Source organism: Modestobacter sp. URMC 112 (assembly GCF_053502575.1).
Genome location: NZ_CP199957.1, coordinates 2,577,992 through 2,602,637 on the forward strand (window position 1 = coordinate 2,577,992; position 24,646 = coordinate 2,602,637).

Genomic DNA, 24,646 nt, shown 5'->3' on the forward strand with positions numbered 1-24,646 from the left:
CACCCGTGTCACACCCCTACACCCTCACGCTGAGCTGCTCCGAGCGGCCCGGCATCGTGCACGCGGTCAGCAGGTTCCTGTTCGAGCACGCCTGCGACATCGTCGAGCACCAGCAGTTCGACGACGCCGTCCGCGGTCAGCTGTTCCTGCGCACCGCCTTCGTCTGCTCGGAGGAGGCCGACGTCGAGCAGCTGACCGCGGCCTTCGCCCCGGTGGCCGAGGAGTTCGGGATGAGCTACTCGCTGGCCGGGGACCAGCCGCCGCGGATCCTGGTCATGGTCTCCAAGCTCGGCCACTGCCTCAACGACCTGATCTTCCGCTGGCGCGCGGGCAGCCTGGGCGGCGAGCTGGTGGCCGTCGTGTCCAACCACGAGGACCTGCGGCCGATGGCCGAGGCGGCCGGCCTGCCCTTCCACCACGTGCCCGTCACCCCGGCCACCAAGGCCGACGCCGAGGCGCGGCTGCTGGAGCTGGTCGAGGAGACCGAGGCCGACCTGGTCGTCCTGGCCCGCTACATGCAGGTGCTCTCCGACGAGGCCTGCCGGGCGCTGCACGGGCGGGCGATCAACATCCACCACTCGTTCCTGCCGGGCTTCAAGGGCGCCAAGCCCTACCACCAGGCCTTCGACCGCGGCGTCAAGCTGGTCGGGGCCACGGCGCACTACGTGACCCCGGACCTGGACGAGGGCCCGATCATCGAGCAGGAGGTGATCCGGATCGACCACGCGCACGACCCGCGGGCGCTGGCCACGGTCGGCCGGGACGCCGAGGCCCTGGCGCTGTCCCGGGCCGTGCGCTGGCACTGCGAGAGCCGGGTGCTGCTCAACGGGTCGAGTACCGTCGTCTTCAAGTGAGCACCGTCCCACCGGGCAGTCCGTCCGCCCGGTGACCCCGTCGGCCGGCGGCACGCGGCGGACCGGACGCCGGACCGACGCCGCCGCCGGGAGCGGACCGCGGCAGGTGGCCGCCGTCCCGGCAGCAGTGCTCCGAGCGGCCGCGTCCGCGTACGTCCGGCCCTACCAACGACTCGAGGAGTGACATGGCCAACCTGTTCATCGGCGGCAGCTGGCGCGCCGGGTCCTCCGGCGCCCAGCGCGAGGTCGTCAACCCCTTCGACCAGAGCGTCGTGGCGAAGGTGGACGAGGCCACGGCCGAGGACGTCGCCGCCGCCGTCGCTGCCGCCCGTGCCGCGTTCGACGCCGGCGACTGGCCGCGCACACCCGCCGCCGAGCGCGGCGCCCTGCTCGACCGGGTCGCGGACCTGCTGCTGCGCGACAAGGAGGACATCGCCGCGCTGGAGACCCGCGACACCGGCAAGACGGTGGTGGAGAGCCGGGTGGACGTCGACGACGTCGTGTCGGTGTTCCGCTACTACGCCGACCTCGCCGACAAGGACCCCGGCCGGCTGGTCGACGCCGGGCGCACCGACGTGGTCAGCCGCGTCGTGTACGAGCCGGTGGGCGTCTGCTCCCTCATCACGCCGTGGAACTACCCGCTGCTGCAGGTGTGCTGGAAGGTCGCTCCCGCGCTGGCCGCCGGCAACACCATCGTGGTCAAGCCCAGCGAGGTCACCCCGCTGACCACGATCAAGCTGGTGGAGCTGCTGGCCGAGGCCGGTGCCCCCGACGGCGTGGTCAACCTGGTGCTCGGGGACCGGGTGGCCGGCGCGGCCATGGTCGAGGACCCCCGGGTGGACATGGTCTCCTTCACCGGCGGTGTGGCCACCGGGCAGTGGATCCTGCGCACCGCCGCGGACACGGTGAAGAAGGTGACCGTCGAGCTCGGCGGCAAGAACCCCAACATCGTGTTCGCCGACGTCGACTTCGACACCGCCGTCGACAACGCGCTGACCGCCGTCTTCCTGCACGCCGGCCAGGTCTGCTCGGCCGGGGCCCGGCTGATCGTGCAGGACGAGATCCACGACCGGTTCGTGGCCGCGGTGGCCGAGCGGGCCGACCGCATCCGGCTGGGCAACGGCTTCGACGAGGGCACCGAGAGCGGCCCGATGATCTCCGCGCAGCACCGCGAGTCGGTGGAGCGGTACGTCGCCACCGGCCTCGAGGAGGGCGCCCGGCTGGTGGCCGGCGGCCGACGGCCCGAGGACCCCGAGCTCGCCGGGGGCTTCTTCTACCGGCCCACCGTGCTGGCCGACTGCCGCAGCGGCATGCACGTCGTCCAGCACGAGTCCTTCGGCCCGGTGCTCACCGTCGAGCGGTTCAGCACCGAGGAGGAGGCCATCGCGCTGGGCAACGACACCGAGTACGGCCTGGCCGGTGCGGTCTGGACCGCCGACCCGGCGCGGGCCGAGCGGGTCGCGCGCGCCCTGCGGCACGGGACCGTGTGGATCAACGACTACCACCCCTACCTGCCGCAGGCGGAGTGGGGCGGCTTCGGCCGGTCGGGCAACGGGCGGGAGCTCGGGCCCTCGGGCCTGGCCGAGTACCGCGAGGCCAAGCACATCTGGAACAACACCGCCCCCCAGCCGGCCGGCTGGTTCAAATGAAGGACCCCGCTGCCCCCCGCTGCTCGCAAGCTCGCAGCGGGGCCCTGCAGCGGGGCCGACGGGGCCGGGGCTGAACCTGGGGCCCGTCACCCTCCGGGTGGCGGGCCCCAGGGGCAGGCGGCCTCGTAGCGGGCGGCCAGCGCCAGCAGCAGTGCGTCGGCGTGCGGTGCCGCGGCCAGCTGCAGGCCGACCGGCAGGCCCTCGGCGGTGCGGCCGGCCGGCACGGTGACGACCGGGCCGCCGGTGAGGTTCCAGGGCACCTGGAAGGGCATGAACGAATGCCAGCCCGCCGGCACGTCCCGCCCGGCGATCCGGGTGGGCGGCCGGCGGACCGGGAAGGCGGCGACCGCCGTGGTGGGGGTCGCCACGACCGGGAAGCGGTGCAGGAAGGCGGCCGCGACCGCCCGGAAGTCCCGCAGCCGGCGCACCGCGGCGACGTGGTCGTCCCGGGTCAGCTCCGGCACCGCGGCCAGCTCCCACACCGTCTCGGCGGTGACCCCGTCCTCCTTGCTGTACGGGCCCGGGCCGAGCAGCAGGCGCAGGTCGGTGGCCGACAGCGGGGCGAACACCTCCCACGGGTCGGGCAGCCGGGGCACCTCCGCGGACACCCGGCAGCCGAGGTCCTCGAGCACCGCCACCGCCCGCGCCGCGACGTCGAGGACCTCCGGGTCGACCGGGTAGCGCCCCAGGTCGCCGGCCCAGGCCACGTAGACCGGGCCGGTGGCGGCGCCGGTTGCGGCGGCGGGCGCGGGGGAGGACCACTGCGGGGCCATCGCCGCGACCAGCAGCGCGGCGTCGCCCACGGTGGTGGCGAGCGAGCCGACGGCGTCCAGCAGTCCCGCGCCGGTACCCGGGCACAGCGCGGCGACCCGCTCGTGGGTCGGCTTGTAGCCCACGACGCCGCACAGGCCGGCCGGTGCGGCGATCGAGCCGCCGTAGTCGGTCCCCGTGGCGATCGGCACCAGCCCGGCGGCCACCGCCGACGCCGAGCCCCCGCTGGAGCCGCCGCTGGTGCGGCGCACGTCCCAGGGGTTGCGGCAGTCGTCGCGCAGCTCGTTGTGGGTCTCGCCGAGCAGGGCGAACGCCGGCGTGTTGGTCTTGCCCACCACGACCGCCCCGGCCGCCCGCAGCGCCGCGACCGCCGGTGAGTCCGTGTCGGGCCGGTGTCGCAGGAACCGGCGTGAGCCGTAGGTGGTCTGCAGGCCGGCGGTGTCCTCCACGTCCTTCACCCCGACGGGCACCCCGTGCAGCGGCCCGAGCCCGGTCCCGCCGCCCACGGCGTCCTCGGCCCGGCGCGCGGCGGCCAGCGCGCCCTCGGCGTCAACCGCGAGGAAGGCGTTGAGCCGGTCGTCCGCCGCGTCGATGGCCGCCAGGTACCGGCCCACCACCTCCACCGGCGACACCTGCCGCCGGACGATCGCCTCCCGCAGCACGCCCGCGCTGTGCCACTCCACAAGCATGGCCCCTCCTGGTCGTGTGCCGGACAGGCCACCGGCCGCCGTCCCGGGGAGGACGACGGCCGGAGGTCCGTGCGGTGTGGGTGCGGTCAGTGCATCGAGGCGGTCCTCGGCTCGGTCGCCGGCTCCGTGGCCGGCTGGTGCCGGTAGTAGTCGACGTACTCGGCCGGCAGCGGCTGGACGCCCAGGATCAGGTCCGCGGCCTTCTCCGCCAGCATCATGACCGGGGCGTAGATGTTGCCGTTGGTCACGTAGGGCATCGCCGAGGCGTCGGCGACCCGCAGACCCTCCAGCCCGTGCACGCCCATGGTGGTCGGGTCGACCACCGACAGCGGGTCGGTGCCCATCTTGGCCGTGCAGGACGGGTGCAGCGCCGTCTCGGCGTCCTTGGCGACCCAGGCGAGGATTTGCTCCGGGGTCTCGATCTCCGGTCCGGGGGAGATCTCGCCGCTGCTGTACTCGGCGAACGCGGGCTGGGCGAAGATCTCCCGCGCCACCTGCACGGCCTCGACCCACTCGCGGCGGTCCTGCTCGGTGGACAGGTAGTTGAACCGCATGGCCGGGTGCACCCGCGGGTCGGTGGACTTGATCTTCAACGTGCCGCGGGCGTCGGAGTACATCGGGCCGATGTGCACCTGGTAGCCGTGGTCGCCGGCCGGCATGGAGCCGTCGTAGCGGACGGCGATGGGCAGGAAGTGGAACATCAGGTTCGGGTAGACGACGTCGTCGTTGCTGCGGGTGAAGCCACCGGCCTCGAAGTGGTTGGTGGCGCCCAGACCCTTGCGCTGGAACAGCCACTGCGCGCCGATGCCCGGCTTGCGCCACCACTTCATGCCCGGGGCGATGGAGACCGGCTGCTTGCAGGCGTGCTGGATGTAGGTCTCCAGGTGGTCCTGCAGGTTCTCGCCCACGCCCGGGAGGTCGGCCACCACGTCGATGCCCAGGGCGCGCAGCTCCGAGCCGTTGCCCACCCCGGACAGCTGCAGCAGCTGCGGGGTGTTGATGGCGCCACCGGTGAGCACGACCTCCCCGGCGCGCACCGTGCGCACCTGTCCGCGGCCCCGGCGGTACTCCACCCCGACGGCCCGCTTGCCCTCGAAGAGGATCTTCGTGACGAACGCCCGGGTCTCCACGGTGAGGTTCTTGCGGGACATCGCGGGGTGCAGGTACGCGCGGGCGGCGCTGAGCCGGCGGCCGCGGTGCAGCGTGCGGTCGAAGAGCCCGAAGCCCTCCTGCCGGTAGCCGTTGAGGTCGTCGGTCCGGGGGTAGCCGGCCTGCTCGGCGGCGGCCAGGAAGGCCTGGAACAGCGGGTTGGTGCCCGGACCGCGCTCGAGGACCAGCGGGCCGTCGTGACCGCGGTACGGGTCGTCGGGGTCGGCCGCCAGGCAGTTCTCCAGGCGCTTGAAGTAGGGCAGGCAGTGAGCGAAGTCCCAGGAGTGCATGCCCTCGTCGGCGGCCCAGCGCTCGTAGTCCAGCGGGTTGCCGCGCTGGAAGATCATCCCGTTGATGCTGCTGGAGCCACCGAGGATCTTGCCCCGCGCGTGGTAGACCTTCCGGCCGCCCATCCACGGCTCGGGCTCGGTCTCGTACTTCCAGTCGTAGAACCGGTTGCCGATCGGGATGGTCAGCGCGGCGGGCATGTGGACGAACACGTCCCACTTGGAGTCCATGCGCCCGGCCTCCAGGACCAGCACCCGGTTCCCCGGGTCGGCGCTGAGCCGGTTGGCCACCGCGCTGCCGGCCGACCCCCCGCCGACGACCACGTAGTCGTACTGCTCACCCATGAGCTGCTCCTTCGAGTTCGGTTGGGCGTCCGCGTCCGGACTGGCGCCGGTCGGGACGAGGTGCCCGAGAGTCGGGCGGTTGGATCGTGTGCAGGTCGGCCCCACCGGGACCGGGGGACGCCGGGGTCAGGGCGCGGCGGGGGCGGCCGCGCGCAGCTGCCGCCGCCAGCGGGTGAACAGCCGGGGCTGGTTCATCCCCAGCACGGCGACGGGCTCACCGGCCCGCTCGTACACGGCCAGGAAGCTGCGGTCGGCCGGGCTGCCCTCGACGACCCGCACCTCGTCCCCGTCGCGGCGCGAACCGGCGAACTGGATCCGGGCGCCGTACTGGTCGGACCAGAAGTAGGGCACCGGCGGCGGGGGAGCCACCGTTCCCAGCAGCGTGGCGACCGCGGCGGTCGGCACCTCGAGCGCGTGCGTCCAGTGCTCGACCCGCCGGTGCCCGCCGGTGGCGGGCGACCAGGCGGCGGCGCAGTCGCCGACCGCCACGACCTCGGGGACGGCGGTGGCGCCGGAGGGGTCGGTGAGCACGCCTCCGGCCACCTCCAGGCCCGAGCCCGCCAGCCACTCGACGTTGGGCTGGGCGCCGATGCCGACCAGCACGACGTCGGCGGGCAGGCGCCGGCCGTCGGCCAGCTCCACGGCCTCGACCCGCCCGGTGCCGACCAGGCGGGCCACGCCGACGCCGGTCAGCAGCCGGGTGCCGTGGTCGGCGTGCAGCTCGGCGCAGACCGCGCCCATCTGCGCGCCCAGCGGCCCGGACAGGGGGACCGGCAGGCCCTCGATGACGGTCACCTCCAGCCCGAGGGTCCGGGCGGTGGAGGCCACCTCCGCGCCGATGAAGCCCGCGCCGATGACGACCAGGTGGGCGCCGGGACGCAGCTCGGCGCCCAGGGCGAGCGCATCGTCGAGGGTGCGCAGGACGTGCACCCCGGCCAGGCCGTCGGTGCCGGGCAGCCGGCGGGCACGGGCCCCGGTGGCCAGGACGACCCCGTCGGCGTGCACCTCGGTGCCGTCGGCCAGCCGCACGGCCCGGTTGCGCGGGTCCAGGGCCACCGCGGAGCTGCCCAGCCGCCAGTCCAGGTCCAGCGCGGCGTCGTCCGGGGACTCGAGGTCGATGTCGGCCCGCGTGGACGTGCCGGCCAGGAAGTCCTTGGACAGCGGGGGGCGGTCGTAGGGCGCGTGCACCTCGTCGCCGATGAGCACGACCCGGCCGTCGAAGCCCTGGGCGCGCAGCGCGCGTGCGGCGGACAGGCCGGCCAGCGAGGCGCCGACGACGGCCACGGTGCCGGTCACGACGCCTCCTCGCCGGCGCGCGTCAGCGTCGTGGCCGACGGTGCTGCGTCCTCGGGTGACCTCGCGAGCTCGGTCACCGGTGCACCCTCCGCGGAGGCGGTCGGGTGCACGTAGACCATCCCGTCCTCCACGCTCACCCGGTGGGTGCGCACCGGGGTCTTCGCCGGCGGCCCCGAGGGCTTGCCGGTGCGCAGGTCGAAGCAGGAGGCGTGCAGCGGGCACTCGATGGCGCACCCGTCGAGCCACCCGTCGGCCAGGGAGGCGTCCTGGTGGGTGCACGTGTCGTCGATGGCGAAGAACTCGCCGTCGACGTTGAACACCGCGATGGCCACGTCGGCCGTCACCGTCGTCGCCTCGCCGGGCGGGAGCTCGGCGGTGGAGCAGACCGGGATCATGGAGCACTCCGTCCACACGGGGCCAAGGGTTGCGCAGCGCGCAACCACGTCCTGTTAGCGCAACAGCGTGAGGCCTCGGAAGGGCGGAGTCAATGGACGACAGGCGGTCCGCCCCTGCGGCGCGGTGTCCGGGTCGGCGGCGGCCGGGTCACTCCCTTCCTGAAGCTCACATTTTTCGGCGTCAGGTCGTTGTGCACAGCGCAACGCGAGTCGTATTGTGCAACTCACCGTTCGGAAGCGCCGACCGCCTCCCGAAGCCGGCCGACTCCAGCACCGTCCGACCACTGGCGTGTCTGCACGCAGCGCCCCGTCCCGCGAGGTGTCCGTATGACGACCACCGACCTGCCCGCCAGCCTCATCCCCACGCTGTCCGGCCAGTACTACACCGATCCAGCCGTGTTCGGGCTGGAGCAGTCCAAGATCTTCGAGCAGATGTGGTTCTGCGCCGTCCGGTCGGCCGAGCTGCCGACCCCCGGGTCCTTCAAGCAGGTCCAGATCGGCCGGGAGAGCGTGCTCGTGGTCCGCGGCCGCGACGGGGGGCTGCGGGCGTTCCTCAACATCTGCCGGCACCGCGGAGCCAAGATCTGCACCGAGGACTCCGGCCAGGCCAAGCGCTCCCTGCAGTGTCCGTACCACGCCTGGACCTACGACTTCGAGGGCAAGCTCATCGCCGCCCCGAACCTGACCAAGATGCCCGACATCGACCGGGTCGAGTACGGGCTGGTGCCGGTCCACCTGCGCGAGTGGCTGGGCTACGCCTGGTTGTGCCTGGCCAAGGAGCCGCCGTCCTTCGAGGAGGACGTGATGGGCGCCATCGTGGAGCGGCTGGGCGACCTGGAGTCGATCGACCGGTACGACCTGGACACCCTCGAGGTCGGCAAGCGGATCGTCTACGACGTGAAGTCCAACTGGAAGCTGATCGTCGAGAACTTCATGGAGTGCTACCACTGCGCGACGATCCACCCGGAGCTCACCGAGGTGCTGCCGGAGTTCGCCGACGGCTACGCCGCGCAGTACTTCGTGGGGCACGGCGCCGAGTTCGGCGAGGACGTCTCCGGCTTCACCGTCGACGGCAGCGACGGCTTCGAGAGGCTGCCCGGTGTCGCCGAGGACCAGGACCGCCGGTACTACGCGATCACCGTCAAGCCCACGGTGTTCATCAACCTGGTGCCCGACCACGTCATCTTCCACCGGATGTTCCCCGTCTCGGAGAACCGCACGATCGTGGAGTGCGACTGGCTGTACTCGAAGGAGGTCGTGGCCTCCGGCAAGGACGTGTCCCGCTCCGTCGAGCTGTTCCACCGGGTCAACGAGCAGGACTTCGAGGCCTGCGAGCGGACCCAGCCGGCCATGTCCTCCCGTGCGTACGTGAACGGCGGCGTGCTGGTGCCCGCCGAGCACCACATCGGCGAGTTCCACGACTGGCTGACCCAGCGCCTGGCCGACTGAGCCACCGCTCCCCAGGGCCCTCCACCGCGCGCGGTGGGGGGCCCCGGCGTGTGGTCGACGGCCCTGGGCGACGCGTCCCACCGGGCTGGATGATGACCGGGATGTCCCACGACGCCTCCGCGCTCGCCCGCCGCCCCGGGTCCGCCCACCGGGACGCCCTGGCCCGCCATCCCGTCGGCCGCTCCGGCGAGCCGGCCGGGTGCTCCGCCGTCGACGGCGGCCGGACGGCCGCGTCCCCGGTCCACCCGGCGCCGTTCTGATGGCCGGCTCCCGGGGCGTCGACCTGGACCACACCTCCTTCGCCGTCCACGACGCGCTCAGGGAGGCGCGCCGGCTGCGCCGCGAGCTGGGGGCGGTCCCGATCGGCGGGGAGGTCCTGCCGGAGTTCCGCTACTTCCTGCTGCACGTGGGCACGGCCGACGAGGGAGCCCGCCTGGAGCTGCTGGACCCGGCGGGTCCCGGCTTCCTCACCCGCCATCTGGCCAGGCGGGGAGAGGGGCCGCACCACGTGACGTTCACCGTGCCGGACCTGCCTGCCGCGGTCGCGCGGGTGCGGTCGCTGGGCCTGACGGTGGTGGGGGAGAGCTACGGGCACGCCCCGTGGCAGGAGGCCTTCATCCCGCCCGACGGCACGCACGGCGTGGTGGTCCAGCTGGCCCAGTCCGACCGTGCCTACCCGGCTCCCGCGGAGCTGGTGGCCACCCGGGAACGGGATCCGGGGCGTGCTCCGAGCACCCGCGGTGCGGTGCAGCCGCTGTGGTGGACCCCGGTGTGGGACACCGATCCCGCCGGGACGGCGGTCCTGGGCGCGACCCACCTCGCGTCCACGGACCTGTCGGCGTCCCGGCTCCTGTTCGCCGGCGTGCTCGGCGGCGAGGTGCGGGCAGCGGAGCACTCCGTGGAGTTCCACTGGCCCAGCGGGTCGGTGCGGGTGCACGCGGCGGACCGACCCGGCGTCCTGGGCATGGACCTGCGCGGTGGGGGACCGGAGGGCATCGCCCTGGGCGGAGCCCGCCTGGGCGGCCCGGGGTTCGGGTCGGAGCCGGGCGGCACCGCGACGCCGGGGCGATCTCCTCGGTAGGGGTGACGCGGGATCGGGGTGGCGCCGCCCCGATGAGGCCGCTCCCGCCCTCGGCACCCGTCGACCAGCCCGGGGACGACGCCGGTTCCCCGCGCCACCTCACGCGGCCGCGGTGGAGCACTCGGACCGGACGCGGGGAGGCAGGAGGCACCGGGCCAGCAGACCCTTGCCCCCACCGAGGGGATGACATATCGTCCGAACGCCGCTGATATACCAGAGGACTGGCAGCGCGCCGGAGCCTCGTCCGGCCAGGGCGGACAAGGGAGGGGTCGGAGTGCGACCGGGCTGTCACCATGGTCGGCAGCGCCGCCGTCCCCTCCGCCGTGTCGACCTCCGGGGGCCGTGCGCAGAGAGGTGGTCGGCTCTTCCCGCAGGGGGTCGGCGCGGACCGTCCCGGCCGGCCTCGCGCGGGGGTGACCGGGCAGTTCGCGCAACGCTGCAGTGACACGAACGAGATCTCGATTTCCCAGTCTCGGGTCTTCCCGAGTCAGGGAGGCGCCCGTATCTTTCTGCGCAACTTGTGCGGATAGCGCAACGGCGCTGGTGAGGGCATCCGACAGTCGTGGGCCGTCCCGGCCCGCCACCACCCAAGGGGACGACATGGCCCAGCAACGAGAAGGCAGCGGTCGCCGGGCGACCGGACGCCGCACCGGCTCCCTCCAGCACGGCTCCCGGTGCGCCGGGGGCCCGGCGTGAGCGCCGGCGTGGTGGCCGCTCCGGAGGCCACGGCCGCCGCCGGCGCGTCGGCCGACCCGGTGATCTCCGTCCGCGAACTGTGGAAGGTCTTCGGCCCCAAGGCCGCGAGCGTGCCCAAGAACCCGCAGCTGAGTGCGCTCTCGCGCCAGGAACTGGTCCGCCAGACGGGCTGCACGGCCGCCGTCCGGGACGTCGACTTCGACGTGGCCCCCGGTGAGGTCTTCGTCGTCATGGGCCTGTCCGGCTCGGGCAAGTCCACCCTTGTCCGGTGCCTCACCCGGCTGGTCGAGCCGACCGCCGGTCAGGTGCTCTTCGAGGGCGAGGACATCCTCGCCGCCGACGACAAGCGGCTGCGCGAACTGCGACGCCGCAAGTTCTCCATGGTGTTCCAGCACTTCGGGCTGCTGCCGCACCGCAGCGTCGTGGACAACGTCTCCTACGGGCTGGAGATCGCCGGCGCCTCCCGCGCCGAGCGCCGCCGCCGGGCCGGTGAGGTCACCGAGCTGGTCGGCCTGTCCGGGTACGAGGACCACCGCCCCGACCAGCTCTCCGGCGGCATGCAGCAGCGCGTCGGCCTGGCCCGCGCCCTCGCCGGCGACCCCGACGTCCTCTTCTTCGACGAGCCGTTCTCCGCCCTCGACCCGCTGATCCGGCGGGACATGCAGGAGGAAATCATCCGGCTGCACCGCGAGGTCGGGAAGACGATGGTCTTCATCACCCACGACCTGTCCGAGGCGCTCAAGCTGGGCGACCGCATCCTGATCATGCGGGACGGGAAGCCGGTGCAGTGCGGCACGGGCGACGAGCTCGTCGGCGCCCCGGTGGACGACTACGTGCGCGACTTCGTCAAGGAGGTGCCGCGCTCCCACGTGCTCACGCTCCGCTGGATCATGCGCGACGCGCGGCCCGACGACCGCCTCGACGGCCCCGAGCTGGGGCCCGACGTCGTGGTGCGCGAGGCCATCCGCGCCGTGCTGTCCACCGACCGTCCGGTGAAGGTCGTCCGCGACGGCCAGCTGCTCGGCATCGTCGACGACGCGGAGATCCTCGCCGTCGTCGCAGGTCCGGACGGGGAGCACTGACCATGGCGGTCCTCGCACGGACGCCGCAGGCCGCCGAGGTCCGGCGGCCGGGCCGCGGCTGGGTCATCGCCGGGGTCCTGCTGGCCTGGGTGGGGCTGTACTGCCTGCTGCGCGGACAGCACACCCTGGCCCTCGCGCCGGCGGACCTGACCCCGCTGCACCGGGACATCACCGCGTTCTCCGACTCGGTGAGCGCCGGCCGCAACAGCAACCCGCTGTTCCTCTACGGCTTCAACGAGATCCGGGTGGCGATCGACGCCTTCGTCACCCTCATCCGCGAGCTGATCGTGCTGCCGTCCTTCGGCCGCCCGGTGCCGGTGATCGGCTGGCTGGGCGTGGTCGCGCTGCTGACCCTGTTCGCGGCGGTGGCCGGGTCGGTGCGGGTCGCCGTCCTGACCGCCACCGGTCTGGTCTTCATCGGCCTGCAGGGGCTGTGGGTCGAGGCCATGGACACCCTGGCGCTGACCCTGGCCTCGGTGGTCATCTCGCTGCTGTTCGGCATCCCGCTGGGCATCTGGGCCGGGATGTCGCCCCGGGTGAACCGGCTCGTCACCCCGGTGCTGGACTTCATGCAGACGATGCCCTCGTTCGTCTACCTGGTGCCGCTGACGCTGTTCTTCCTGATCGGCCCCGCCTCGGCCACCATCGCCACCACGATCTACGCCGCGCCGCCGGTCATCCGGCTCACCGCGCACGCCGTCCGCAGCGCGCCGGCCGGCGTGGTGGAGGCGGCGACCTCGCTCGGCGCGGACCGCTGGCAGACCCTCCGGACCGTCCGGCTGCCGCTCGCGCGCCGGATGATCGTCACCGGCATCAACCAGACGATGATGGCCGCGCTGTCGATGGCCACCGTGGCCGCGCTGATCAACGCGCCCGGCCTCGGCCAGACCGTGCTGCAGGCGCTGGAGACGCTCAACGTCGGCGTGGCCTTCAACGCCGGCCTGGCCATCGTGGTGCTGGCCATCGTGCTGGACCGGGTGACCACGGCGGTGAGCGTCCGCACCGACGTCACCCAGGGGCACCGGGCCCCCGTCCACCCCACGCTGCGCCGCGCCGGCGTGGCCGTCGGCCTGGTGCTCGCCGCGGTGGCGGTCTACCTGTCCCGGACCTACCTGTGGGCCGCGGAGTTCCCCGGCGGCTCCCCGGTGGGCCCGGCGATCGTCCGCACCGCCGCCGGTGTGAGCGACTTCGTGCAGACCAACCTGTCCACGGTCACCCTCGGCCTCAAGGACGGCGTGACCGGCATCGTCCTCAACCCGCTGCAGTCGCTGCTGACCGACAGCCCCTGGTGGGTGGTGTTCGCCGCGCTCGCCGCCGTGGCCGCCGTCCTCGGCGGGTGGCGGGCCGTGGCGGCCGTGGTGGTCTGCCTGGCGCTGATCATCGGCCTGGGCCTGTGGAGCGACGCCATGACCACACTGGCGTCGACGCTGATCGCCACGGCGCTGACCATGGTCGTCGCCGTGGTCATCGGGGTCGCGATGGGCCGCAGCCCCCGGGTGGACGCCTCGGTGCGGCCGGTGCTGGACGCCGCGCAGACCATGCCGTCGTTCGTGTACCTCGTGCCGTTCCTGGCGCTGTTCGCAGCCAGCCGCTTCACCGCGATCATCGCCGCGGTGGTCTACGCGGTGCCCGTGGCGACCAAGATCATCGCCGACGGCATCCGGGCGGTGCCGGGGACCACCGTGGAGGCTGCCACCGCGGCCGGGTCCACCCGCTGGCAGCTCATCCGCAAGGTGCAGCTGCCGATGAGCCGGCACGCCATCGCACTGGCCACCAACCAGGGCCTGATCTACGTGCTGGCCATGGTCGTCGTCGGCGGCCTGGTCGGTGCCGGCGCGCTCGGCTACGACGTGGTGGCCGGCTTCAGCCAGGCACAGCTCTACGGCAAGGGCCTGGCCGCCGGCATGGCCATCGTCCTGCTCGGCATCATGCTCGACCGCGTCGCCCAGGCCGCCGCCCAGCGGACCACCGGGCCACAGGTCGGTACCAAGCGCGCCCCAGCGCGTCGCTCCACCGCTGCACCCGTCCAGTCCCCCCCTGCGACCCCGTCCCCGGCCGAGGAGAGCGCCCCTGAGCGCACGTTCGCGGCCGCGACCGAAAGGTGAACTCCGTGCACCTGTCTGCCAACGCGCGTCGACGCGGCGCCCTCCGGGCCGCCGCCGTCGCCGCCACCGTCTCCCTCGCGGTCGCCGGCTGTGGCGGCGCGACCATCGAGGAGGACTCGTCCGCGTCGTCGTCCGGGGGGAGCGGCGACTGCGGTGACGTGAGCATCGCGGTGAACCCGTGGGTCGGCTACGAGGCCAACGCGGCTGTCATCGCCGAGGTGGCCGAGTCCGAGCTCGGCTGCTCGGTCGAGTTGAAGAACCTCAAGGAGGAGGTCGCCTGGCAGGGCTTCGGCACCGGCGAGGTCGACGCGATCGTGGAGAACTGGGGCCACGACGACCTCAAGCAGAAGTACATCACCGACCAGAAGACCGCGGTCGAGGCCGGGCTCACCGGCAACATCGGCCAGATCGGCTGGTGGGTGCCGCCGTGGATGGTCGAGGAGTACCCCGACATCACCGACTGGCAGAACCTGAACAAGTACGCCGAGATGTTCAAGACCTCCGAGTCCGGCGACAAGGGCCAGCTGCTGGACGGCGACCCGTCCTTCGTCACCAACGACGCGGCGCTGGTGGAGAACCTCGACCTGAACTACCAGGTCGTGTACGCCGGTTCCGAGGCCGCGCTCATCACCGCCTTTCGGCAGGCCGAGCAGAACCGGACCCCGTTGCTGGGCTACTTCTACTCGCCGCAGTGGTTCCTGTCCGAGGTCGACCTGCAGAAGGTCTCGCTGCCCGAGTACACCGAGGGCTGCGACGCCGACCCGGAGAAGGTCGCCTGCGACTACCCGGATTACGAGCTGGACAAGATCGTGAGCGCGTCGTTCGCCGAGGAGAACGGGCCGGCGTTCCAGCTCGTCGAGAACTTCACCTGGACCAACGACGACCAGAACATCGTGGCGAAGTACATCGCCGAGGACGGGATGTCGTCCGAGGACGCCGCGAAGAAGTGGGTCGAGGAGAACCCGGACAAGGTCGAGGCCTGGCTGCCGTGACCTGAGGGCTCCCGCTCGACCGCCGTGGCCTGAGCGCCCCGGCGGCTGCACCTGACGCGGTCCGCCCCCGACGACCGGTTCTCCGGCGTCGGGGTGCGGGCCGCGTCGCTGTCCACCTCCGGCCGCCGCGGCGCCCCGCGCCGGGCACGCCGCCGGAGTGCGCCGCCGGCCGCGCCGGCCCGTCCAGGAGGTGAGCCCATGGTCTACGTGCTGCTCGTCGCGGCGATCGCCGCGGAGGTCGTGGCCACGTCCAGCCTCCCCAGGACCCAGGGCTTCACCCTGCTGGTGCCCAGCGTCGTGGCGGTCGCGGGGTACACGCTCGCCGCCTTCCTGCTCGCGCTCGTGGTGCGGTCCATGCCGGTCGGCGTGGCCTACGCGATATGGGCCGGGGTCGGGACGCTCACCGTGGTGGCGGTCGGCGCGACGTTCCTCGGGCAGCCCGTGTCCACCTGGCAGCTGGGCGGGATCCTGCTCATCGTGGCGGGCGTCGTCCTGGTGAACCTGGGCGGCCAGGCACACTGAGGTGGGACCGGTGGCGGCCTCCCCGACGGAGCGCCGCCGCGGCCCGGGCCCACCAGGGGTGCACCGGCGTCCAGCCGGCCGGGACGAGCGACGAAGGTGTGGTGGACCTGCCTGCTGCAGTGACGGCGGTGCTGTTCGACATGGACGGCACGCTGGTGGAGACCGAGGAGCTCTGGGGCGAGGCCATGTCGGCGCTCGCCTCCCGGCTGGGCGGGACGTTCTCGGCCGAGGGCAGGCAGCAGACGGTCGGGACGTCGATGCGCGTGGCGATGGGCGTGCTGTACGCCGACCTCGGCGTGCGGCGCACCGAGCAGCAGCGGCAGGAGGACGCCGCCTGGGTCGAGGACCGCACGGCGACGCTGATGGTGAGCCACGGGATGCCCTGGCGTGCGGGGGCCCGGGACCTGCTGACCGAGGTGCGGGCGGCCGGCCTGGCCACCGCGCTGGTCACGACGACGCCCCGGCGGGTGGCCTCGCTGGTGCTCGACCGGATCACCGCCGACCTGGGCGGCTCCCCGTTCGACGTGACGGTGTGCGGGGACGAGGTGCCGGCCCGCAAGCCCGACCCCGCCCCCTACCGGCAGGCGATGGCCGGCCTCGACGTCGACCCCGCGTACTGCGTGGTCGTCGAGGACTCCCTGGTGGGCGTCACCGCCGGGCTGGCCGCCGGGGCAGCCGTGCTCGGTGTCCCGTCGTTACAGCCACTGGAACCGCAGCCCGGGTTGACCCTGCGGGACACCCTGGCCGGCGTCGGGGTGACCGGTCTGACCGATGTGCTGGCCGCGTTCCGTGCCGTGGGTGCAACCACCTGACCCACCGGGGGACGCCGCGGCCGCCCGTCACGCCCAGGCCCGCCGGCTCCGCTCCGCCCAGTACTCGACCGCCGGCACGGCATCGACGAGCTCGGTGGCCCCGAGCGCCAGAGCCCCGTCCGCCCGGACCAGGTCCACGGCGGCTGCGTTGGACTCGAGCTGCCCGACCGTCACCGCACCACTGAGCACGACGTCGCACCACGGCTTGGCCATGGCCGCGCCGATGGCCACCGCGTCCACGCCCACGCCCCGGTCCCGGGCCGCACGGGCCAGCTGCGGAGTGGCCGCAGGCCGGCCCGCGGCCAGCCGCCCGTTGGCCAGCGCCTCCTTGACGACCACCCGCAGGCCACGGTCGTGTGCCTCGGCGAGCGCGCCGCCCGCCGACCGCTCCAGCAGGTTCCAGGTGCTCTGCACACTGGTGAACAGCGGTCGTCCGTCCACCGCGAGCTCCAGCCCGCGACGGACGGCTCCGGCCTGCTCCGGGCCGGAGGTGGAGAAGCCGACGTCGACCCCCTGGTCGCGCAGCCCGGCCAGCTGCCGCAGCACGCCCGCGTCCTGCCACAACGGGCTCTCCAGGGTCAGCGAGTGCACCTGGTACAGCCGCAGCCACGGCCCCAGCAGCCGGCTCGACTCCTCCCACTGCTCGACCAGGGCCTCGCGGCTGTGGTCCTTGACCTCGTGCGCGGTGGCATCGGTGCGCCAGCCGCCCGTGTACCGGTAGCCCCACTTGCTGGCCACGAAGGGGCGTCCGCCGGACCGGCGCAACCAGGACGCGAGGAACTCCTCGGCCCTGCCGTACGAGCGCGCGGCGTCGACGTACCGGATGCCCAGGCCGGCGGCTGCGTCGAGCAGCTCGTGCGTGCGGGCCTGCAGCGCTGCGATGGACCGGTCGGCAGGCAGGTCGGCCTGCCGGCCGGTGGTGATGTACGCCGGGCGGCCGACGGCCGCCAGGCCCAGACCGAGCACGGCGGTCCCGCTCTGCCCGGCCGTCACTCGGCCGCGGCCAGCGGCAGCGTCGTGCGCCAGCCGGCGGCTGCCGCCGCGTCGGCCGGGAAGGGCGGGGGAGTGCCGCCGAAGGCCGGGCACAGCGACTGGTGGTCGCACCAGCCGCACAACCTGCTCTTGTTGGCCCGGAAGTCGCCGGTGGCCACCGCCCGTTCGATCGCGGTCCAGATCGCCTGCAGCGTGCGCTCGAAGCGCAGCAGCTCCGCCTCGTCGGGGGCGTAGGTGAGCGCGTCGCCGTCCCCCAGGTACAGCAGCTTGAGCTGGGCGGCGACCACGCCGCGGGTGCGCCACAGCACCAGGGCGTAGAACTTCATCTGGAACAGCGCCTTGGCCTCGAAGGCCTCCCGCGGCACGGCGCCGGTCTTGTAGTCCACGACCCGCAGGGCCCCGCTGGGGGCGACGTCGAGCCGGTCGACGTACCCGCGCAGCAGCAGTCCGTCGGGGAGGGTGACCTCGACCAGCTCCTCACGCCCGTGCGGCTGGATGCGGGTCGGGTCCTCGAGCCGGAAGTAGGTCTCCACCAGGGCACCGGCCGAGGCCAGCCAGGCGTCCATCCCGTCGCTGCCCCCGGTGCCGGCCTCCTCCGCCGGCGGCAGGACGTCGGCGGCGGGCTGTGCCCCCTCGGGCGTCTCCGGGGCGGTGAACAGCTCGGCGACGCCGGGTTCCTCGCGGAGCTCGGCCCAGGCCGGGCCGATCAGGTCCCGGGCGGCCTCGACGGTGCGCTGGGCCTGCGGCAGGTCGTAGAGCCGCTCCAGCACGGCGTGCACCAGGGTGCCCCGGACGGCGGCGCGGGACCTGCGCTCCGGCAGCCGGTCGATGGTGCGGAAGCGGTACAGCAGGGGGCAGGACTTGAAGTCCGCGGCCCGGGACGGCGACAGGGAGGGGCGGCGGGGGACGGTGTCCCCGGCGGTCGTGCGGTCGGTAGCGGGGGTGTCCACGGACTGGTCCGTCTCCAGCGTCGCCGTCATGGGCACGAGGCTAGGTGGCCGCTCCGACAGTTCCGAGTGTCCGCGCCGGGGACCCGGGGACGAGCCGCCCGTACCCTCGTCGCACGTGAGCGAACAGCAGGAGCACCCGGCCGCCGACCCCTCCGACGCGCCGGCGGTGCCCGGCGCCTTCCGGGTGGGGGACCGGGTGCAGCTCACCGACCCAAAAGGGCGGCTGCACACCGTCGTCCTCGAGGCCGGCAAGCAGTTCCACACCCACCGGGGCGCCATCGAGCACGACCACCTCATCGGCGCGCCGGAGGGCTCGGTGGTGCACTCGACGGCGAACACCGGCTACCTGGCGCTGCGTCCGCTGCTCGCCGACTTCGTGCTGTCCATGCCGCGCGGTGCGCAGGTCATCTACCCCAAGGACGCTGCGCAGATCGTCGGATTCGGGGACGTGGGACCGGGCATGCGCGTGCTCGAGGCCGGCGCCGGGTCGGGCGCGCTGACCTGCTCGCTGCTGCGCGCCGTGGGCAGCGGGGGGAGCGTCACCAGCTACGAGCGGCGGGAGGACTTCGCCGACGTCGCCCGCGGCAACGTGGGCGCGTTCTTCGGCGAGGTGCCGGCCAACTGGTCGCTGCGGCTGGGCGACCTGGCCGACCACCCGGCCGAGGAGGTCGTGGACCGGGTGGTGCTGGACATGCTGGAGCCGTGGGCGGTGCTGCCCACCGTGGCCGCGGCGCTGCGGCCCGGCGGGGTGCTGGTCGGCTACGTGGCCACGGTCACCCAGCTGTCCACCTACGTCGAGGCGCTGCGCGCGCAGGGGCTGTGGACCGAGCCGCACGCCTGGGAGTCACTGCTCCGGCCCTGGCACGCCGTGGGGCTGGCGGTCCGGCCCGAGCACCGGATGGTGGCGCACACCGCCTTCCTGGTCACCGCCCGGCGGCTGGCCGACGGCACGGTCGCGCCGGTCCGTCAGCGGCGCAAGAACGCCGGCTGACGGTGGCCGGGCGTCGTCCGCGTGTCCCGCGGACGACCGGCCGACCCTCCCGGCGCCGGGGTCGCGCGGCGGCGGCACGGTCGGTTCCCGCGTGTATAGATTGGCCTCCTGGCTCCCCCCGGAGTGTGTGTGGAGGTGCGCGATGACCCTGGGTCCCGACGAGTTCCGTGCGCGGCGTGAACGTGACGTCGCCTCACTGGTGAGTCAGATCTCCTACCTCGAGGAGGAGATCGGCCTGCTGCGACGCAAGGTCGCCGACAGTCCGCGCCAGGTGCGCGCGCTGGAGGAGCGGCTCGCCGAGGCGGAGGGCCGGGCGGCCTTCCTGTCCGAGCGGAACGACAAGCTGGCCGGCACGCTGCGCGAGGCGCGCGACCAGCTGGTCACGCTGAAGGAGGAGGTCGAGCGGCTCGGTCAGCCACCGTCGGGCTACGGCGTCTTCCTCGGCAGGTTCGACGACGGCACCGTCGACGTCTTCACCGGCGGCCGGAAGCTGCGGGTGTCGGTGTCCCCGGCCGTGGAGCTCGACGACCTCCGGCACGGCCAGGAGGTCATGCTCAACGAGGCGATGAACGTCGTGGAGGCCCGCGGCTTCGAGCGGGCCGGCGACGTGGTCATGCTCAAGGAGCTGCTGGAGCCGGTCGAGGGCATCCCGCGCCGGGCCCTGGTCATCGGGCACACCGACGAGGAGCGGGTGGTCTACCTCGCCGACTCCCTCGCCGACCAGCCCGTCCGGGTCGGCGACTCGCTGCTGTTGGAGACCCGATCGGGCTACGTCTACGAGCGGATCCCCAAGAGCGAGGTCGAGGAGCTGATCCTCGAAGAGGTCCCCGACATCGACTACACCGACATCGGTGGCCTGTCCCGGCAGATCGAGCAGATCCGGGACGCGGTCGAGCTGCCGTTCCTGCACGCGGACCTGTTCCGTGAGTACGAGCTGCGCCCGCCCAAGGGCATCCTGTTGTACGGCCCTCCCGGCTGCGGCAAGACGCTGATCGCCAAGGCGGTGGCCAACTCGCTGGCCAAGAAGGTCGCGGCGCTCAACGGGGACTCCGACCGGAGCCAGGGGAAGTCCTTCTTCCTCAACATCAAGGGCCCCGAGCTGCTCAACAAGTACGTGGGCGAGACCGAGCGGCACATCCGGCTGGTGTTCCAGCGCGCCCGGGAGAAGGCCAGCGAGGGCACGCCGGTCATCGTGTTCTTCGACGAGATGGACTCGATCTTCCGGACCCGCGGGTCCGGGGTGTCCTCGGACGTGGAGAGCACGATCGTCCCGCAGCTGCTCAGCGAGATCGACGGCGTGGAGGGCCTGGAGAACGTCATCGTCATCGGCGCCTCCAACCGGGAGGACATGATCGACCCGGCGATCCTGCGGCCCGGCCGCCTCGACGTGAAGATCAAGATCGAGCGTCCGGACGCCGAGGCCGCGCGGGACATCTTCAGCAAGTACCTGACCACGACGCTGCCGATCCACGCCGACGACCTGGCCGAGCACGGCGGCAGCCGTGAGGCCACGATCGCCGGGATGATCCAGAGCACCGTGGAGCGGATGTACACCGAGACCGAGGAGAACCGCTTCCTTGAGGTGACCTACGCCAACGGTGACAAGGAGGTCCTGTACTTCAAGGACTTCAACTCCGGCGCGATGCTGCAGAACATCGTCGACCGGGCCAAGAAGATGGCGATCAAGGACCGCCTCGAGACCGGCGTCGGGGGCCTGCGGGTCGGGCACCTGAACGCGGCGTGCGTGGACGAGTTCAAGGAGAACGAGGACCTCCCGAACACCACCAACCCCGACGACTGGGCGCGGATCTCGGGCAAGAAGGGCGAGCGGATCGTCTACATCCGCACGCTCATCTCGGGCAAGGGCAACGAGAGCGGCCGGGCGATCGACACCGCGACCAACACCGGCCAGTACCTGTAACGAGAAGGACCCCCGCTGCTCCCCACGACTCGCTGACTCGCCGCGGGGCCAGCGACCGGCCCCTGCCGCCCCGCGCGGCAGGGGCCGGTCGGCTGTCACGACCCGGCTGTCCTGGCGGCCCCGTCCGGCGGGCCCGCAGACGGGGCCGCCGCGGCAGGGAGGTCGCCGCCTAACCTGGCGACCATGAGCGTGCGACGGGTGATGGGCACGGAGCTCGAGTACGGGATCTCGGTGCCGGGCCAACCGGGGGCGAACCCGACGACGCTGTCGAGCCTGGTGGTGAACGCCTGGTCGGTGCCGGAGGCGCCCACCCGACGCCGGCCGCGGTGGGACTTCGAGGAAGAGTCGCCGCTGCGCGACGCACGCGGGTTCGACCTCTCGCCGGCCACCGCGCTGGACCACAACGACGCCGACGAGGACGCCGGGATGGCCAACGTCATCCTCACCAACGGCGCCCGGCTCTACGTCGACCACGCCCACCCGGAGTACTCGACGCCGGAGGTGACCAACCCGCGCGACGTGGTGCTGTGGGACAAGGCGGGGGAGAAGGTGATGGCCGAGGCCTCCCGCCGGGCCGCGCAGATCCCGGGCACCAGCCCGATCCAGCTGTACAAGAACAACACCGACGGCAAGGGCGCCTCGTACGGGGCGCACGAGAACTACCTGATGGACCGCCGGACCCCGTTCCTCGACATCATCCGCGGGCTCGTCCCCTTCTTCGTCACCCGCCAGGTGTTCGCCGGCGCAGGCCGGGTGGGGATCGGCCCGGAGGGCCGGCGGCAGGGGTTCCAGCTCTCCCAGCGCGCGGACTTCTTCGAGGTCGAGGTGGGCCTGGAGACGACGCTCAAGCGGCCGATCATCAACACCCGCGACGAGCCGCACGCCGACCCGGACAAGTACCGGCGGCTGCACGTGATCATCGGGGACGCGAACCTCGCGGAGCTCTCGACGTACCTCAAGGTCGGGACGACGTCGCTCGTGCTGGCCATGATCGAGGCCCGCGCGCTCGGCCCGGACCTGACCATCGAGGAGCCGGTGGCCGAGCTGCAGGCCATCAGCCACGACCCCACGCTGACCCACCGGGTGCGGATGCGCGACGGGCGGAAACTGACCGCGCTGGAGGTGCAGCAGGAGTACCTCACCCAGGCGCGGAAGTACGTGGCCGACATCGGGGACGACGACGAGCAGACCGCGGACGTGCTGCGCCGCTGGTCGGAGGTCCTCGACGACCTGGCCGTCGACCCGATGCGCTGCGCGGACCGGCTGGACTGGCCGGCCAAGCTCCGGCTGCTGGAGGGCTACCGCAACCGCGACGGGCTGTCCTGGGGGGACTCCCGGCTGCAGCTGGTGGACCTTCAGTACTCCGACGTGCGCCCGGAGAAGGGCCTCTACCACCGGCTGGTGGCCCGGGGGGCGATGCAGCGGCTGCTCACCGACGAGGAGGTCACCCGGGCGATGACCACCCCGCCGACCGACACCCGCGCCTACTTCCGGGGCGAGTGCCTGCGCCGCTTCCCGGCCCAGGTGGCCGCCGCGTCGTGGGACTCGGTGGTCTTCGACATCGGCCGCGAGAACCTGGTCCGCATCCCGACCATGGAGCCGCTGCGGGGGACCCGGGAGCACGTCGGGGCGCTGTTCGACTCGACGTCGACCGCGGTCGAGCTGGTCGACACCATCACCGGGGCGTGACGCGGACGCCGGTTCCTGTCACCCCCCGCGGGTAGCTTGCTGATCAGCAGGACCCACACCAGACACCGGAGGGTGAGATGGCCACGAGGGACACCGGCGGCGGGCAGCAGAAGGCCACGCGCACGCGCGAGGAGACCGACGAGATCGAGGCGTCGGTCGACAGCGACGTCGCCGAGCGCCACAAGGAGATGACCGAGGACGTCGACTCGATCCTTGACGAGATCGACGGGGTCCTCGAGGAGAACGCGGAAGAGTTCGTGAGGTCGTATGTACAGAAAGGGGGGGAGTGAACAAGATCATCCTGCGTTACGCGAATGGACACCAAGTTCTGTCGCGATTGTGGCGCACGACGTCCCGTCGCTGACTTCTCGGCCAATCGCAGAGCGCGACGGATTGGCGTTCTACTGTCGCGATCACTTGGCAGAGCGGTCAGCTCGAAGCAGGACGGCGCGTCGGACGGAACCCGTGCGATACCGCAGCCGTCCCCGTGCCGTCGTGGTGCCGGATGGCAGCAAATGGTGCCCGGACTGCGGTCTTGTCAAGTCAATCGCGAGATCCCCGCGGTCGAAGGCCGCCGCGACGGGGCGCGGCGCATATTGTCTTCCCTGTCACAACGAGCGCGGAAGACAGAACCTCGAGAAGCGCGGCGGCAGTCGCGGCTACCATTTGAGACGTCGCTACGGGATCACGGCAGAAGAAGCCGACGTGATGCTGGCGGCGCAGGGCGGCCTGTGCGCGGTGTGCCGGGCGGCACCGGCGGCGCACGTCGACCACGATCACGCGACCGGCGCCGTCCGCGAGCTGCTGTGCTTCAACTGCAACGGCGGGCTCGGTCAGTTCCGCGACGACCCGGCGGTCCTCCGCGCCGCCGCGAACTACGTGGAGCGGCACCGCGCCGGGCAGGCTGCAGCGAGCGAGCGGAGCACCGGCCACCGACCTGCCACCTCGGGTCGTCCCGGCACACCGCCGGTAGGGTCGGCGCGGCGCCGCAACAGCCGCTCGGGCATCGTCCGCGGCGGCGCACACACCAGCACGGACAGCCGTCAGCAGGCGGCAGGAGAGGCGGATGCGTGAGCGAGTCGACGACGGGCCGGAGCGGGTTCCCGCCCGCGTACCTGGACCGGGTGGGCTCGTCGTTCACCGACTTCCTGGGCCGGACCGCCCCTGACCTGCTGCCGGGCCGGCGTCCGCTGCCGGCGGTGCCGATGGGTGAGGTCGGTCCGCACGCCACCACCATCGTCGCGGTCACCTACGCCGACGGCGTCCTCATGGGCGGCGACCGCCGGGCGACGATGGGCAACCTCATCTCCTCCCGGGACATCGAGAAGGTCTATGCCGCCGACTCCTGGTCGGTGATCGGCATCGCCGGCGCCGCGGGCATCGCGATCGAGATGGTCCGGCTCTACCAGGTGGAGCTGGAGCACTACGAGAAGATCGAGGGGATGACGATGTCCCTCGACGGCAAGGCCAACCGCCTCGCCGCGATGATCCGGGGCAACCTCGGCGCCGCCATGCAGGGCCTGGCCGTGGTGCCGCTGTTCGCCGGCTACGACCTCGACGCCGCAGAGGGCGTCAGCCCGGGCCGGATCTTCAGCTACGACGTCACCGGCGGGAACTACGAGGAGCGCGGCTACGCCTCGGTCGGCTCCGGCTCGCTGTTCGCCAAGAACTCGCTGAAGAAGACCTGGCGCCCGGCCCTGGCCGCCGACGCGGCCACCCGGACCCTCGTCGAGTCCCTCTACGACGCCGCCGACGACGACTCGGCCACCGGTGGACCCGACCCGGTGCGGCGGCTCTACCCGATCGTCTACCGCGTCGACGCCGAAGGCGCGGTCCGGCTGTCCGACGCCGAGGTCGCCGCGGTCGCCGAGTCGATCGTCGCCGACCGGGCCAGCGCCGAGGCCGAGCTCGGACAGGGGGCCTGAGCC

At 72.9% G+C, this 24,646-nt stretch carries 22 protein-coding genes; 16 read left to right on the forward strand and 6 right to left on the reverse strand.

What is annotated here, in order from left to right:
• Positions 1-5: 5 nt before the first annotated feature.
• Entirely contained in the window at positions 6-854 is an 849-nt protein-coding gene (purU, locus tag ACWIX6_RS12010; RefSeq protein WP_448612658.1) for a formyltetrahydrofolate deformylase, read from the forward strand.
• Positions 855-1,039: 185 nt separating this feature from the next.
• The gene (locus tag ACWIX6_RS12015) at positions 1,040-2,503 is read left to right on the forward strand and encodes an aldehyde dehydrogenase family protein (RefSeq protein ID WP_448612659.1); all 1,464 of its coding nucleotides are present in this window, start codon (positions 1,040-1,042) and stop codon (positions 2,501-2,503) included.
• Between the two features lie 86 nt (positions 2,504-2,589).
• Here ACWIX6_RS12015 and ACWIX6_RS12020 read toward each other — a convergent pair whose 3' ends face one another.
• The 4 genes from ACWIX6_RS12020 to ACWIX6_RS12035 all read right to left on the reverse strand — a co-directional run bounded on the left by ACWIX6_RS12020 (position 2,590) and on the right by ACWIX6_RS12035 (position 7,435).
• Positions 2,590-3,963 carry an amidase gene (locus tag ACWIX6_RS12020; RefSeq protein WP_448612660.1) on the reverse strand — a complete coding sequence of 458 codons (1,374 nt, stop codon included), beginning with the start codon at positions 3,961-3,963 and terminating at the stop codon, positions 2,590-2,592.
• A gap of 86 nt (positions 3,964-4,049) precedes the next feature.
• A complete protein-coding gene (gene betA / locus ACWIX6_RS12025) occupies positions 4,050-5,744 on the reverse strand; it encodes a choline dehydrogenase (RefSeq protein ID WP_448612661.1) in 1,695 nt (564 codons plus the stop codon).
• A gap of 126 nt (positions 5,745-5,870) precedes the next feature.
• Positions 5,871-7,040 carry an NAD(P)/FAD-dependent oxidoreductase gene (locus tag ACWIX6_RS12030; RefSeq protein WP_448612662.1) on the reverse strand — a complete coding sequence of 390 codons (1,170 nt, stop codon included), beginning with the start codon at positions 7,038-7,040 and terminating at the stop codon, positions 5,871-5,873.
• Positions 7,037-7,435, reverse strand: coding sequence for a bifunctional 3-phenylpropionate/cinnamic acid dioxygenase ferredoxin subunit (locus ACWIX6_RS12035; RefSeq protein ID WP_448612663.1), 399 nt, complete (start codon positions 7,433-7,435; stop codon positions 7,037-7,039). Before ACWIX6_RS12035 ends, ACWIX6_RS12030 begins: the two co-directional genes overlap by 4 nt.
• 327 nt (positions 7,436-7,762) lie before the next feature.
• Between ACWIX6_RS12035 and ACWIX6_RS12040 the strand changes: the two genes are divergently transcribed.
• The 8 genes from ACWIX6_RS12040 (at position 7,763) to ACWIX6_RS12075 (ending at position 16,174) form a co-directional block, all read left to right on the forward strand.
• Positions 7,763-8,884, forward strand: a complete 1,122-nt coding sequence (locus ACWIX6_RS12040) for an aromatic ring-hydroxylating oxygenase subunit alpha (protein WP_448612664.1) — start codon at positions 7,763-7,765, stop codon at positions 8,882-8,884.
• 101 nt (positions 8,885-8,985) lie between these two features.
• A complete protein-coding gene (locus tag ACWIX6_RS12045) occupies positions 8,986-9,144 on the forward strand; it encodes a hypothetical protein (RefSeq protein ID WP_448612665.1) in 159 nt (52 codons plus the stop codon).
• Positions 9,144-9,965 carry a VOC family protein gene (locus ACWIX6_RS12050; RefSeq protein ID WP_448612666.1) on the forward strand — a complete coding sequence of 274 codons (822 nt, stop codon included), beginning with the start codon at positions 9,144-9,146 and terminating at the stop codon, positions 9,963-9,965. Before ACWIX6_RS12045 ends, ACWIX6_RS12050 begins: the two co-directional genes overlap by 1 nt.
• A 692-nt stretch (positions 9,966-10,657) precedes the next feature.
• Complete coding sequence (locus ACWIX6_RS12055; RefSeq protein WP_448612667.1) at positions 10,658-11,743, forward strand: quaternary amine ABC transporter ATP-binding protein; 1,086 nt, start codon at positions 10,658-10,660, stop codon at positions 11,741-11,743.
• A 2-nt stretch (positions 11,744-11,745) separates the two neighbouring features.
• The gene (locus ACWIX6_RS12060; RefSeq protein ID WP_448612668.1) at positions 11,746-13,848 is read left to right on the forward strand and encodes an ABC transporter permease; all 2,103 of its coding nucleotides are present in this window, start codon (positions 11,746-11,748) and stop codon (positions 13,846-13,848) included.
• 5 nt (positions 13,849-13,853) lie between these two features.
• On the forward strand, positions 13,854-14,840 hold the full coding sequence (locus ACWIX6_RS12065) for an ABC transporter substrate-binding protein (RefSeq protein ID WP_448612669.1): 987 nt from the start codon (positions 13,854-13,856) through the stop codon (positions 14,838-14,840).
• Between the two features lie 198 nt (positions 14,841-15,038).
• Complete coding sequence (locus tag ACWIX6_RS12070) at positions 15,039-15,362, forward strand: DMT family transporter (protein ID WP_448612670.1); 324 nt, start codon at positions 15,039-15,041, stop codon at positions 15,360-15,362.
• A gap of 101 nt (positions 15,363-15,463) precedes the next feature.
• A complete protein-coding gene (locus tag ACWIX6_RS12075; RefSeq protein ID WP_448612671.1) occupies positions 15,464-16,174 on the forward strand; it encodes an HAD family hydrolase in 711 nt (236 codons plus the stop codon).
• 27 nt (positions 16,175-16,201) lie between these two features.
• On the opposite strand, the gene ACWIX6_RS12080 is transcribed toward ACWIX6_RS12075, so the two are convergent.
• Both ACWIX6_RS12080 and ACWIX6_RS12085 read right to left on the reverse strand, forming a co-directional pair.
• Entirely contained in the window at positions 16,202-17,167 is a 966-nt protein-coding gene (locus tag ACWIX6_RS12080; protein ID WP_448612672.1) for an aldo/keto reductase, read from the reverse strand.
• Positions 17,164-18,147, reverse strand: coding sequence for a RecB family exonuclease (locus tag ACWIX6_RS12085; protein ID WP_448612673.1), 984 nt, complete (start codon positions 18,145-18,147; stop codon positions 17,164-17,166). The genes ACWIX6_RS12080 and ACWIX6_RS12085 overlap by 4 nt, the downstream gene beginning before the upstream one ends.
• An 85-nt stretch (positions 18,148-18,232) precedes the next feature.
• On the opposite strand from ACWIX6_RS12085, the gene ACWIX6_RS12090 reads away from it, so the two are divergent.
• The 6 genes from ACWIX6_RS12090 (at position 18,233) to prcB (ending at position 24,643) form a co-directional block, all read left to right on the forward strand.
• Positions 18,233-19,108 carry a tRNA (adenine-N1)-methyltransferase gene (locus ACWIX6_RS12090; protein ID WP_448612674.1) on the forward strand — a complete coding sequence of 292 codons (876 nt, stop codon included), beginning with the start codon at positions 18,233-18,235 and terminating at the stop codon, positions 19,106-19,108.
• A 142-nt stretch (positions 19,109-19,250) separates the two neighbouring features.
• Entirely contained in the window at positions 19,251-21,029 is a 1,779-nt protein-coding gene (gene arc / locus ACWIX6_RS12095) for a proteasome ATPase (protein ID WP_448612675.1), read from the forward strand.
• A 183-nt stretch (positions 21,030-21,212) separates the two neighbouring features.
• Positions 21,213-22,718 (forward strand): depupylase/deamidase Dop, encoded by a 1,506-nt coding sequence (gene dop, locus ACWIX6_RS12100; RefSeq protein ID WP_448612676.1) that lies wholly within the window; start codon positions 21,213-21,215, stop codon positions 22,716-22,718.
• Between the two features lie 77 nt (positions 22,719-22,795).
• Positions 22,796-23,008, forward strand: coding sequence for a ubiquitin-like protein Pup (locus tag ACWIX6_RS12105; RefSeq protein ID WP_448612677.1), 213 nt, complete (start codon positions 22,796-22,798; stop codon positions 23,006-23,008).
• 175 nt (positions 23,009-23,183) lie between these two features.
• Positions 23,184-23,792 (forward strand): endonuclease VII domain-containing protein, encoded by a 609-nt coding sequence (locus tag ACWIX6_RS12110; RefSeq protein WP_448612678.1) that lies wholly within the window; start codon positions 23,184-23,186, stop codon positions 23,790-23,792.
• Positions 23,789-24,643: a proteasome subunit beta gene (prcB, locus tag ACWIX6_RS12115; protein WP_448612679.1), complete on the forward strand. Its 855-nt coding sequence runs from the start codon at positions 23,789-23,791 to the stop codon at positions 24,641-24,643. The genes ACWIX6_RS12110 and prcB overlap by 4 nt, the downstream gene beginning before the upstream one ends.
• Positions 24,644-24,646 lie beyond the last annotated feature (3 nt).

Bases quoted from the DNA above. Each gene is read 5' to 3' on its own strand.
- ACWIX6_RS12070 (WP_448612670.1), top strand. From the start codon at position 15,039: ATGGTCTACGTGCTGCTCGTCGCGGCGATCGCCGCGGAGGTCGTGGCC.
- ACWIX6_RS12060 (WP_448612668.1), top strand. From the start codon at position 11,746: ATGGCGGTCCTCGCACGGACGCCGCAGGCCGCCGAGGTCCGGCGGCCG.
- ACWIX6_RS12035 (WP_448612663.1), bottom strand. From the start codon at position 7,435: ATGATCCCGGTCTGCTCCACCGCCGAGCTCCCGCCCGGCGAGGCGACG.
- dop (WP_448612676.1), top strand. From the start codon at position 21,213: ATGAGCGTGCGACGGGTGATGGGCACGGAGCTCGAGTACGGGATCTCG.
- betA (WP_448612661.1), bottom strand. From the start codon at position 5,744: ATGGGTGAGCAGTACGACTACGTGGTCGTCGGCGGGGGGTCGGCCGGC.
- arc (WP_448612675.1), top strand. From the start codon at position 19,251: ATGACCCTGGGTCCCGACGAGTTCCGTGCGCGGCGTGAACGTGACGTC.
- ACWIX6_RS12085 (WP_448612673.1), bottom strand. From the start codon at position 18,147: ATGACGGCGACGCTGGAGACGGACCAGTCCGTGGACACCCCCGCTACC.
- ACWIX6_RS12045 (WP_448612665.1), top strand. From the start codon at position 8,986: ATGTCCCACGACGCCTCCGCGCTCGCCCGCCGCCCCGGGTCCGCCCAC.
- ACWIX6_RS12040 (WP_448612664.1), top strand. From the start codon at position 7,763: ATGACGACCACCGACCTGCCCGCCAGCCTCATCCCCACGCTGTCCGGC.
- ACWIX6_RS12015 (WP_448612659.1), top strand. From the start codon at position 1,040: ATGGCCAACCTGTTCATCGGCGGCAGCTGGCGCGCCGGGTCCTCCGGC.
- ACWIX6_RS12020 (WP_448612660.1), bottom strand. From the start codon at position 3,963: ATGCTTGTGGAGTGGCACAGCGCGGGCGTGCTGCGGGAGGCGATCGTC.
- ACWIX6_RS12050 (WP_448612666.1), top strand. From the start codon at position 9,144: ATGGCCGGCTCCCGGGGCGTCGACCTGGACCACACCTCCTTCGCCGTC.
- ACWIX6_RS12105 (WP_448612677.1), top strand. From the start codon at position 22,796: ATGGCCACGAGGGACACCGGCGGCGGGCAGCAGAAGGCCACGCGCACG.